This is a genomic window from Bacillus sp. AFS088145 (assembly GCF_002564465.1).
Taxonomy (GTDB): domain Bacteria; phylum Bacillota; class Bacilli; order Bacillales; family Bacillaceae_G; genus Gottfriedia.
On the sequence record NZ_NUUX01000021.1, the window covers coordinates 1 to 12477 of the forward strand.

Annotated in this window: 11 protein-coding genes; 8 read left to right on the plus strand and 3 right to left on the minus strand. The window is 32.3% G+C overall.

Annotated features, from left to right (window positions below; translation table 11 throughout):
* Positions 1-1611: M14 family metallopeptidase (locus COI44_RS13190; RefSeq protein ID WP_218926924.1), on the plus strand; the 1611-nt coding region annotated here is incomplete at its 5' end.
* A 227-nt stretch (positions 1612-1838) separates the two neighbouring features.
* Positions 1839-2039 (plus strand): cold-shock protein CspD, encoded by a 201-nt coding sequence (cspD, locus tag COI44_RS13195; RefSeq protein ID WP_025568675.1) that lies wholly within the window; start codon positions 1839-1841, stop codon positions 2037-2039.
* Positions 2040-2420: 381 nt separating this feature from the next.
* Here cspD and COI44_RS13200 read toward each other — a convergent pair whose 3' ends face one another.
* Entirely contained in the window at positions 2421-2906 is a 486-nt protein-coding gene (locus tag COI44_RS13200; protein WP_286163907.1) for a CarD family transcriptional regulator, read from the minus strand.
* A gap of 192 nt (positions 2907-3098) precedes the next feature.
* Here COI44_RS13200 and COI44_RS13205 point away from each other — a divergent pair, with 192 nt between their 5' ends.
* On the plus strand, positions 3099-4019 hold the full coding sequence (locus COI44_RS13205; RefSeq protein ID WP_098428375.1) for a lipase family protein: 921 nt from the start codon (positions 3099-3101) through the stop codon (positions 4017-4019).
* Positions 4020-4072: 53 nt separating this feature from the next.
* Here the strand turns inward: COI44_RS13205 and COI44_RS13210 are convergent, their stop codons facing one another.
* A complete protein-coding gene (locus COI44_RS13210) occupies positions 4073-4435 on the minus strand; it encodes a group I truncated hemoglobin (protein WP_098428376.1) in 363 nt (120 codons plus the stop codon).
* 382 nt (positions 4436-4817) lie between these two features.
* Complete coding sequence (locus COI44_RS13215) at positions 4818-7433, minus strand: Ig-like domain-containing protein (protein WP_098428377.1); 2616 nt, start codon at positions 7431-7433, stop codon at positions 4818-4820.
* A 522-nt stretch (positions 7434-7955) separates the two neighbouring features.
* Here COI44_RS13215 and COI44_RS13220 point away from each other — a divergent pair.
* The 5 genes from COI44_RS13220 to galU all read left to right on the plus strand — a co-directional run bounded on the left by COI44_RS13220 (position 7956) and on the right by galU (position 12475).
* On the plus strand, positions 7956-8663 hold the full coding sequence (locus COI44_RS13220) for a YveK family protein (protein WP_098428378.1): 708 nt from the start codon (positions 7956-7958) through the stop codon (positions 8661-8663).
* Complete coding sequence (locus tag COI44_RS13225) at positions 8650-9312, plus strand: CpsD/CapB family tyrosine-protein kinase (protein WP_286163908.1); 663 nt, start codon at positions 8650-8652, stop codon at positions 9310-9312. The genes COI44_RS13220 and COI44_RS13225 overlap by 14 nt, the downstream gene beginning before the upstream one ends.
* Before the next feature lie 252 nt (positions 9313-9564).
* Positions 9565-9738, plus strand: coding sequence for a hypothetical protein (locus COI44_RS24200; RefSeq protein ID WP_179887112.1), 174 nt, complete (start codon positions 9565-9567; stop codon positions 9736-9738).
* Positions 9735-11573: a polysaccharide biosynthesis protein gene (locus COI44_RS13235; RefSeq protein ID WP_098428381.1), complete on the plus strand. Its 1839-nt coding sequence runs from the start codon at positions 9735-9737 to the stop codon at positions 11571-11573. Before COI44_RS24200 ends, COI44_RS13235 begins: the two co-directional genes overlap by 4 nt.
* A gap of 11 nt (positions 11574-11584) precedes the next feature.
* Positions 11585-12475, plus strand: coding sequence for a UTP--glucose-1-phosphate uridylyltransferase GalU (gene galU, locus COI44_RS13240; RefSeq protein ID WP_098428382.1), 891 nt, complete (start codon positions 11585-11587; stop codon positions 12473-12475).
* Positions 12476-12477 lie beyond the last annotated feature (2 nt).

Sequence of the window (12477 nt, forward strand, 5' to 3'; positions counted from 1 at the left end):
ACCGGTGGCGCAACAACTGGAGAAACAACTGGCGGCGCAACAACTGGAGAAACAACGGGCGACGCAACAACTGGAGAAACAATCGGTAGTGCAACAACTGGAGGAACAACCGGCGGTGCAACAACTGGAGAAGCAACTGACGCAACAACTACAATAACAATACCAGCAAACGTTAAGTTAAAAGTAGATAAAGAAGAGAATGACCTTTACTATGTTACTTATAATGGGAATGCTGGGACTATATTGAAAAGTGCGGTCCGAAATGCAACTCCATGGGAAATCTACCCAACGGCGAAAGTCTTTAAAGTAACAAACGATACACCTCTATTATTAAATGAAAATGGTAAATTAGTGAATAGGGGAACAGTTAAAGCAAATACGATTTTTAGTAAAACAGGTGAGAAGGATCATTATTTAATGATCCAATATTCTAATCAAACTGCTTATATTGATAAAAATAAAACAACTCCTTTACCAAATGGGACCTTGCCTGTAATCAGTATTGTGACGCAGCCTGTTAAAATTACGGCGGGGGTTGCAGTACGAAATACTAAAATTGTTTTACCGCGTGATCCGAAACCAACAATGGTTAACATACCTGCTAAACAAAAAATAGTAATTGATTCAGCTTATTCCTCTTATTATGTTGTTAAAGTTGGAGGACTTAAAGGGCTAATCCCTAAAGCGGATATTTCGTTAAAAACATATAACTATGTTGACCCAAATGGTGATTACTCATATGACGAATTGACAGCGGATTTACAGGAACTGAGTGCTTGGTATCCTGGATTTACTAAAGTTGAAACAATTGGTAAATCGGTAGATGGTAGAAATTTATATGCGATTAAGCTAGGGACTGGAAAATCTGAAATTAGTATAAATGGTTCGCATCATGCTCGTGAGCATATGACAACGAATGTCATAATGGAAATGCTTGATCAATACGCTAGTGCGTATGAAAAAAATACAAAAATATCTGGTTTTGATGTAAGAAAAACATTATCTCAAACGTCTATTTATTTTGTACCAATGGTTAATCCTGATGGTGTAATGCTTGTACAAAAAGGTGCGAGCAGTGCAAAGAATCCAAATCAGGTCATTAAATTAAATAATGGTAGCAAGAATTTTAAAGCTTGGAAGGCAAATGTACGTGGCGTAGATTTAAATCGTCAATATCCAGCTGGGTGGAATACAATTTCTGGTAACAAGTCAAAGCCTGGCCCCGATAACTATAAAGGTACGAAGGCTCTAAGTGAACCAGAAGCTAAAGCTTTATATGATTTCACTAATAAACATTCATTCAAAAATACAGTCGCATACCACTCATCAGGAAATATTATTTTCTGGCATTATAATCAATCAGGAACTCAAATGGCTAGAGATAAGGCAATTGCTACAAAATTATCAAAACAAACAGGCTATAGTTTGGTCGCTCCTGCAAAAGGTGGAGGCGGTGGATATAAAGACTGGTATATCGCTGCAAAAAAACGACCTGGTTTTACTATTGAAATTTCTCCTTATGTAGGGAACAAACCAGTTCCAAATAGTTACTTTAATAGTATTATGAAGAAGAACTTACCAGTTGGTTTAATACTTGCTAACGAAAAGTAAATAATAAGGGCATTTTTTATATTAAAATTATTAAATTTAATTATTCTTCGTGCACAATTTGTTTTTCGTTTCATTTTATGTTACTATAGGTACATACTTAATAAGAAATTGGTTAATTCAATTCATGTGTTAAAAGGGACGAATTTTCATCCTGTTCTAATGTGTGTATTTTTTCTTAACAATACTCATTAAGTGTAAAAAAACAGGTATATATGGAGGTTCGTACAATGAACACAGGTACAGTTAAATGGTTTAATGCAGAAAAAGGTTTCGGATTCATCGCTGTTGAAGGTGGAGACGATGTATTCGTACATTTCTCAGCTATCCAAGGCGACGGTTTCAAATCTCTTGAAGAAGGCCAAAAAGTAAGCTTTGAGATCACTCAAGGTAACCGTGGCGCTCAAGCTGAAAACGTAGTTAAATTATAATTTCACTTCTGAGTGAATAAAAGGCTGCTAGCATTTTTGTTAGCAGTCTTTTTTTATTTTTGTGGAGAAGTGTTAATGGCGTCGCCTGGAAATAAAATGTCCACAATCTAAAATAAACTAAAAAAAAAGCAAATCTGAAAAAAAAAATAAAACTATAAATATCTTCCATTTTTTTTTATTATAATTGTATTAATAAATCAACAAATGGTATTAAAACTCGTAAGTGCAATTGTAAATCATACCCAAAAATACAAAAGGTGGACGCGAAACTATATTTATTTTGAACAATTGGTCCTCCTAGATATTCATGAAAGTAACTAATTAGTTCGAAAATCAACAAAAAAAAGAGCCTAAAGTAAGCTCCTTTTCCTAAATAAATCTTTATTTTAATGCAGAATCAATTAATTCGGTTGCTTCAAGCTGCGATATGCCTTTAATTAAGCTAAGTTCACCAACAAACATGCGTTTAGCCATGTCTAGCATTTCTCTTTCACTAGGATTTAAAGGTTTCTCCCTACTTTGAAGTGTTAGATCACGTACCACTTGAGCACCAGCGAGTAATTCGCCAGACTTTAATTTTTTCATGTTTAAATCATATTTTTGTTTCCAAGATAAGGAATCGTCGGGAAGACCATTTGAAAAGTCATCTAATACATTACTTAAATGTTCTTTGTCTTCGACTAAACGAATTTTCGTATTTGACACTTTCCCTTGAGGGACCATCAATTTTAAATTGCTGGATGGTATGTTGATTATGTAGTACTGTTGTGTTACACCTTGTATAACTTTCTCTTCGATGGAATCAATAACTGCAGCTCCCTGCATTGGGTAAATAATTTGATCGCCAATTTTGAACAATGTACCCACCTCCGAAAATTCTTATAACTTAAGTATAACATTAATAAATGAAATATCAAATTTATATGATAACATTTGTAAAATAAAACTGTCAATAATTTTATGTATATTTTTTTACTTTTTTGGGGAAAGGATGAACATGTCATATGGTCGTGGACATAATATGAAGAAAGAGACTGTCGAAAGGAGGTTAGGTTACTAATGAATTTTCGTGTAGTTATTTTTATCGTTACAGTACTTACTTTTTTTACAACGACCACCGGATGTAGCCAACAAGAGCAAAGAGAGCTACAGAAACTTCCCGATGGCGTATTTCTAGCAGCATCTGAGCTTTCTTATGAAGCATTTCTAAGTAAAGAAATAGGCAAAAGCTTAAGAGAACATAAAGGGATTGCTGATCCATTACTTACTCAAGTTCATAAGAATCTTAGCGATTATAGTCTTGTTTCCATTACATCTGGTAATATTGGTTTTTCTGCAATAGCACTAAAAAACAAAAAAAATAATAGTTTACTATTTGCTTTTAGTGGATTAAAGAAAATTAATATACAAGATATTTACCAAAGATTAGTTGAATTTGAAACTCCTGAGAATGGTTCACCAATTGTCGTAGATCAACAAGCTCAGCAAGCATATGACTGGGTTACATCAATATTAAATAAAAAAGAGAACAATCATTCAAGTGTATATGTTACTGGTCATTCCTTTGGAGGTTATTTGGCTCAATTTGTAGGTTATCAGCTTAAGAATGATAAAAAATTGAAAAATCATCTATTTGTACAGGGCGTTACATTTAACTCATTAGGTGTACTATTAGATGATGGTTCGAAAAAACTTCATGCAAAGTCACAAAAAGTCCAAAAAACGTTTAAACCGCTATTTACAAATTACATTGTAAAGGGTGACCCATTGGACTACGCCAATAAAACCTTCTTTAAACAAATAACTGGGTACTCACTCCAGCATCTCGGTAATGTCAAATATATTACAGTTGATGAGAATTATAAAACGTCTTTAGCTGCTTTAGAAAAAACAACAGATTTATGGACAAAAGCAAGATTATTGAAACCTTTGTACCCATATCATGATTTAGTTGAATTTGAGGGTGCGTTTTGGAAATAATACGGAGAAGTTTAAAAGCTACTATCAACAGATAGTAGCTTTTATTAAATTATTTATTTATATTGTATGTCATCTCTTAGTGATTCTACCTTTGTTAGGGCTTGATCAATGTCTGCCTCGCTCACCCCGAAGTGAGCTAGTGCATCATGGAGATGGGTGGCAATTGCATTAAAATGTTCAGGTTGAATATTCATTCCTTCATGAGCTTTTGACATGGATTTACCAGTATATTTGTTAGGGCCACCTAAAGCGAAACTAATAAACTTCGTTTGATGACGACGTTGCTTGTCCATATCTGTTTGATCAAAGAAATGATTAACTGTTTCATCTTTTAGGACTAATTCATCGTAAAAATAATCAACTACTTTTCCAACTGTTTCTTCTCCACCATATTTTTCATAAAGAGTTTGTTCCATTTAGTAGCTTCCTTTCAAAATAAGATATAAGTAGAATCCCCAAAATTAAATGGAAATATTATCTATATAACTGATTATTTAACGATTAGGTCATGATTTGAAACTACATTTGTTAAACAATTATGTTTCTTATAATTAAACTTTTATATGTAAGCCTAATCAATCCATGTAAACAAATTGATTAGACCATTATCGATTCAACCACCTATGCATAACTGGATCTTACTTTGTAGAAAGTTTTAAACTGTGTAAGAAGTAATATGTGTAATCGTTAGAATGAATATTTTTGTCTATTTATATAAAATAAATTAATGGTAGTTGAATTTAATAAATAATTAATGCTCCTATTGAGACTTAGTTCATACTCTTTCAACTATTTCTTTTAAGTGACTGTATTGTTTTTATTAATATCTTTAGATGTTAATGCAAGAGTATTATTGATTAATGTGTTGTCTTCAATATCATAAGGAGGCGCACCGATGCCACCGTTAGTTGTGTCAATTCCAACCCTTTTAATTTTGGATGTTATTTTGTTTCCTTTAATTACTGCTCCTTTAATTTGAGTAGGAGAATCTTTCCATGCGTCACGACCAATTTGAATTATTGGATGATCCGCAGAAGTTGTTACACTATCATTTATTGTATTGTTAAGAAAGGCAAAACTTGTTGCATTATTTACTAAAATAATATTACCAGATACAGATTTATCAAAGTCGAATGTTGAACTTGATATAGTAACATTTGGATATCCATTGTCGTTATCAAGTATAACAGTACTATTTTTAAACTGTCCCTGGTTAATAGTTACTTTTCCAGGATAGAAATTTATCTTTCCATTTGTAACCATTAGATTGTTATAGTTTCCAGAAGCTAATCGAGATTCAGTAGTATTATTAAATGTAACATTCGAGTATACATTCGAAGCGAGTCCATTGCCACTTAGACCGTTGTTTCCTTCTAGATAAATAGTACTCAATGTTATTGGCTTGTCTCCCCATATAGCAAAACCATGTAATTCTGAATCTTGTCCAGAAGATGTAAGAGAAATATTGAATGCGTTTATGCCATTTTCAACAGTCTGAGTAAAGCTGACATCTGAATCAACACCAACGAGACCATCTACAATTATATTTTCTCCACCGTCAAAAACTGCTCCACTTTTTGTTAGTTTGTTATTTATAAAAGTAATATTAGAAGAGCCGTCAGAACTTACAAATGATGAATTGTCAAAGGTGTTATTGGAAGCAGAAACGCCACCCCAGCTAGTTGAAGCAAAAGCAGCATCAGGACCAAAGTGGTTATTATTTGCTATCGCATGGCCACCATAAGAGAGTACCATATGAATTTTATTATTTAAAAATTCATTTCCGCTTATCTCCGTATTTATACCCGGGTAAAATCCAGGCTCTAAATCAACTCCACTTCCAGGAGCGACTCCACTTATATCGTGAATTTTATTATTTAATATTTTGACGCCATCTGTACCTACTAAACTTATACCTTGTCTACGGTTATTGCCTATATTGCAATTTTGTATCAGTAAATTTTCTGTAACTGCAACAGACATCATTTGAACACCAACATTTGCTGTACTAGTAGCATTAAAAACAGCACGCCATTTAACTGCTTCATCTGGAATCTTAGAATATCCAAATGATGAATTGAAATCTTGATCTTTATCAGTTTTAACTAAACTTCCATCTGAGCGGTAATAATATAAATCGTATTTTCCAGTTACTCCATCAGGATTCCACATCATAATATTTCTAAAATGAGGATTTTGATACGCTGGGTCACTTAGGGTATAAGGTTTAGTGCGAATTTTACCTGATTGGCTAATAGGGTTTCCAATTGCATCTAATCCACCTAATTCTAGGTTGGCTGAATCAATCCACTCGCCTGTGACTGTTGTACCACCAGCTTGAACACCATCACCGGTAAAATCTGTAAAATTAATACCATCAATAATGACATTACTTGCTCCCTCTGTTATGATTCCAAATCCCCACTCATGTGTACCCGAAGTGTAAGGACCAACATAAGTGTAATCGTGAGTATATCGGTCACCTTTCAGGGTACCACCTTTTATAGTCACATTTACAATGTCTTTACTTAGCGAAATAATAGCGTATTGTTCCCATTTATTTGTTTCCTTTTGAAGTACCGTATCACTATCCATTAAAAATGTCATATTACTTACCATATTAATTTGAGCATTATTATCTCTATCTTCTACGCCCTTAGCTATTAAGTACGTACCACCTAATACATGAAAGGTAGTGTACCCGTTGCTAGTTGCCCACTGTAATGCCTGGTTAAATCCATTCGTTGTTTCAATTGGATGAGAATTATCATTATAAATTCCCCATTTAGTTCTTTCTTGTGAAGTCAATTCATATACTCCTCCCGGAGGTGAAACAACCGTAGTATCTTTTGTGACAACTGAGGAACTCGTAGATTGATTGCCATATTGATCATTCGAGACAGCAGTGATTGTAATACTTCCGTTATTTAATGAACTCATATTAAATACCACTGAAAAATTTCCGCTTGTATCAGATGTAGTTACTTTAGATAGTGGACTATGAATACCATCACTCACAGTTACTGTTACTTTTTGGTTTGCTTCCACTTTTCCAGTTAAAGGATAAGCACTTTGATTTTGTAATGTAATATTCGAGACATTTAAAAGAATCGCTGGTCCAATGGTGTCTTTTAAAACAGTCTTATTAACCTTTCCACTTGTATTACCTTTTGCGTCCTTTTGATAAGCTTCCAAGTTTAACTGGCCGTCTTTTAGAGTAATGAGATTTAATTTTGTAGAAAAGGTACCGCTTGAATTTGCTTTAACGGTAGTAGAAATCGTATTTTTATTAGGATCTTTGAACGTTAAAAAAATAGTAGCATTTGCAATCCCGCTACCACTTACGGTATAGGAGCTTGCGTTTATACTTGTTACAACAGGTAAACTATTAATCTTTGGACTACTAATTGCCAAATATTATGACACTCCTTATAATTTAGTATATTTATAGGAGTAGTATATTTATTTCAGTCCAAACTGCTTGTACTAATTAAGATAAAGCATAAAAGATGGTGAAACTAACTAGTAAATAAATGGGAAATTATTAAAAAATCCTAATTCTTCCTAGTAATTAAGTATGGTAATTGTTCGTTTAAAAGAACATCTTTGTTCTTATGATTAGTACTGAACATAATTTATTAACAATAAATTTACTAGGAATTTATAATTAATTTACTAGAATCTACTATTATTAAAGCATAGTAAAATAGGTATAAATTGGAGCGAAAATGTTATTGACTAGTTCATTATAAAGAATTAAAATTAAGTTCATAATTACCTTAATTTTCAGATTTTAATCAGTCATAAGAGTAATTATTATGCATAATTATATGTTTACATACTATTTTGATAGCTTTTTAAAATGTTGTTCGTTATATAGAATCTTTAGTCATGTTTTATATCCAGTAAAAAATACTAAAAAATGAAGGTGAATGGATGAATAGTGTAAGACCTAAGGAGATTGATATAAAGGAATATTTTGATGTAATTAAAAGTCGATTTTGGATTATTATTGTTTTCTCTATAATAACTACATCAATGGGTTACCTTTATCAAAAATTTTATAATAATTATGTTCCTGTGTATGAATCATCTACGAGGATAATGCTTAATACAAAGGATGACTTGAGTACATTAGCGGTTATGATTGATGATACGTCTGTTTTGGTTAAGGTCATTAATAACTTACACCTTAGTATTTCTAAAGACACTTTGGCACAAAAATTAAGCGTGCAAAGAATAGGTGATTCAACTATTTTTAGTATTACAGTACAAGATACAAATCCGATTATTGCTAAAAATATTGCGAATGAAACAGCGAAATCATATAAAGATGAAGTCAGTAATTTATTAAATTTTAAAAACGTTCAATTATTAACCCCAGCAGAGGCAGCTTCAATGCCGATTAATCAGCAAAGCAATAAAGTTATTATTTTTGCATTTGTGATGGGAATAGTAATTAGTGTTGCATTAATATTTTTACTAGACTCTTTGGATCAAACAATTAAAAGACGAAGCGAAGTTGAAGAAATCTTAGGGGTACCTGTAATTGGCATTGTTCCAAATATGAATAAGAAAAAGTTATTAACTGAGAAAAAGAAATATAAATTATTAAAAAATGAAGGTGAGAATGTTGATATTTAATAAAAGAAAACAAACCACAGCCTTTAAAAAAAGAAATCTAGTAACGTTTACAAATCCAAATTCAATTATATCTGACCAATTTCGAACAATACGTACAAATTTACATTTTTTAACTGAGGAAACAAAGAATAAAATCCTCTTAATAACTTCAACTGGTAAAGGTGAAGGAAATTCAACAATTAGCGCTAATTTAGCTGTATCAATGGCTCAGCAGAAAGAGAAAGTCTTATTGATAGATGCTAATTTAAGGGAAGCTTCAATACATACAATTTTTAAATTACAGAACAATGTAGGATTAACAGATTTGTTAACAAAACGTATAGAGCTTAAAGATGTAGTAACAAGTACTGACTTTGAAAATTTGGATGTATTAACTAGTGGCACAATTAATTTTAATCCTGTAGAACTTTTGGCGAATTCAGCGGTTAAAGAGTTATTTAAAAAATTGATTATCTCTTATGATATTGTACTAATTGATTCGCCTTCAATATTAGACTATACAGAGACAAGAGTGCTTGCAAATCAATGTGATGGTGTAGTTCTAGTACTTAATCGTGGTAAAACTGAATTAGAGAAGACGAGTGAGGCTAGTAGAGTAATTGAACTATCACATGGAAGATTGATCGGTGCAATTATAAATGAAAAGTAAGTAAAATTTTTAATTTCTTGTTCTTAATTAAGAACGGTGTTTAATAGAATAGTTTAGGTAATGTCTACTTTCCTTTATCAATGTAGGCACTCGATCATGCTGTGGGTTGAAATATACCTTAGACGCAAGTCGTCAAGAGTGTGGTGTGAGGGTGGGTTGAATGCCCGTTTTTTATATAAAGTGTTTATTTATGTGCTTTTTATAGAGAGTATAAAAATAAGCACTTTATTACTAAAGTATGGAGATGTGAATATGAAAAATAAGGATACGCCACCTAAAACACTAAAGAATAAAATTAGATTCATTCAACAATTTGAACGGCTAAGTGAAGCTAATTGGATTCCAAATAATAAAATAAAAGACGATGGAAGAAAAAAGCTTGAATTATGTAACGTAGGATGGTTTATGGGAGGAGCATTCAAGTGACTTATAGGCAAAGATTATCTCTATTTATAATTATTGATTCATGTATTGTACTCACATCCATTTTTATTAGTCGATTTTTGGTAGACGCAACAATTGATATATTTATTAAACCCGTTTTTATTAGTTCACTTTTTCTTTTATTAAGCCATCATATTTTTTCATTAATTTTTAAACTTTATAAAAAGGCATGGGAATATGCAAGTATAGGTGAAATAATTATAATCTTTAACATTGTAACGTCTTCAATACTTACATCTTTAATTATCCAGCAAATGATTATGCAAAAAACGTATTTCAGGTTATTCGCGGTCGCTTGGTTACTTCATATGTTATTAATAGGTGGTTCAAGATTTACTTGGCGGTTATATCGAGATTCATTCGTTAGAAAAAATATTATTAAGAAGAGAACTTTAATTATTGGTGCTGGCGCAGCAGGCACTATGGTTGCGAGACAACTTTTAAAAAGTAACGATAATTATAGTCATCTCCATCCTGTTGCTTTTATAGATGATAACGTAAAAAAACATCATTTAGATATACTGGGTATTCCCGTCTTAGGAGGGGTTGAAAAAATAGAAAGTGTTGTAAATAAGTATTCAATTGAAAATATTATTATTGCAATTCCTTCTTTACGTAAAAAGGAGTTAAATATAATCTTTCAAGAATGCTCTAAAACAAACGCTAGTACTAAAATATTACCTATGTTAGAAGATCTAATTACTGGTAAGGTTTCAGTCAATCAATTCCGTGATGTTCAAGTAGAGGACTTATTAGGAAGGGATCCTGTTGTGATGGATATGGGCAGCATTTCTGAATCGATTACAAATAATGTTGTATTAGTTACAGGTGCGGGAGGATCAATCGGTTCAGAAATATCGCGACAAATTTCTAACTTTAATCCGAAACAATTAATTTTACTTGGTCATGGTGAAAATAGTATTTATTCAATTGAAATGGAATTAAAGAATAGTTTTAAGGATTCTAGTATTGAATTTATTACAGAGATTGCTGATTTACAAGACGAAAAGAAAATGATGTCAATTATGGAACAATATAGTCCGGATGTTGTCTACCATGCAGCAGCACACAAGCACGTACCTTTAATGGAGCGAAATCCGGAGGCAGCAATTAAAAATAATGTAATTGGTACGATGAATATTGCTAAAGCAGCTAGCTGGCATTGTGTAAAAACATTTGTCATGATTTCAACTGATAAAGCTGTCAATCCAACAAGTGTAATGGGCTCAACTAAAAAACTTGCAGAAATGATTATTCAAGATATGGATAAAAATAGTGATACAAAATTTGTAGCTGTTCGATTTGGAAATGTGTTAGGTAGTAGAGGAAGTGTTATTCCACTATTTAAAAAGCAAATCGAAAATGGAGGCCCTGTCACTGTTACTCATCCAGATATGGTGCGTTATTTCATGACGATTCCCGAGGCATCGAGGCTAGTGATACAAGCAGGGGCATTAGCAAAAGGTGGCGAAATCTTCGTATTAGATATGGGTGAGCCGGTAAAAATAGTAGATCTAGCTAGAAATTTAATTTTATTATCAGGTAATTCACTTGATGATATAGAGATTGAATTCTCAGGAATGAGACCGGGAGAGAAGCTATTTGAGGAATTGTTAAAAGATGAAGAAATTCATGAGGAACAAATTTATCCGAAGATTTATATTGGAAAAACGACAGATTTGCGCATAAATGAAATACATGAAATTATTGATAACTTTTCAGATTTAGAGAAGGATGATCTTAGAGAAAGATTATTGAATTTGGCTAATAATAGAGTTATTTCTCAAACGAACGCTACGATGCCAATTTTAAATTAAGGGAGAAAAAAATGAAAATTAAAAAAGCCATAATACCTGCTGCTGGATTAGGAACTAGATTTCTTCCAGCAACAAAAGCAATGCCAAAAGAGATGTTGCCAATTGTAGATAAACCTACTATTCAGTATATAGTTGAAGAAGCTATTGAATCAGGAATAGAGGATATTATTATTGTAACCGGAAAAGGAAAAAGAGCGATTGAAGATCATTTTGATAATTCATTTGAATTGGAACAAAACCTATTAGAAAAAGGTAAATTTGAATTATTATCAGAGGTTCAGAAATCATCAAAGATGGTAGATATTCATTATATTCGTCAAAAAGAACCAAGTGGTTTAGGTCATGCAATTTGGTGTGCACGCAAATTTATTGGTGATGAACCATTTGCAGTGTTATTGGGCGACGATATTGTTAAAGCCGATACACCGTGTTTAAAGCAGATGATTGGGCAATTTAATCAATATAATGCTTCTATATTAGGTGTACAAACTGTAAATGAAGCTGAGGTTTCTAGATACGGAATTGTTGACGGAAGTTTAATAGATAATCATTTTTATAATGTCCATAGTTTGGTAGAAAAACCAAAGCAAGAAGAAGCTCCTTCAAATTTAGCGATTTTAGGCCGCTATATACTAACGCCGAGAATATTTGATATTTTAAGTAATCAGAAGCCAGGGGCTGGAAATGAAATTCAACTGACTGATGCAATTGCTGAACTTAATAAACAAGAAGCAGTTTATGCTTATGAATTTGAAGGAACAAGATACGATGTAGGCGAGAAATTAGGCTTTATTAAAACTACTCTTGAGTTTGCTCTTAAAAGAGAGGACTTGAGAAAAAATGTTCTAGATTATTTAACGGAACTAATGAAAAAAGAATTAATTAGCGGGTCAAATGATTAGAA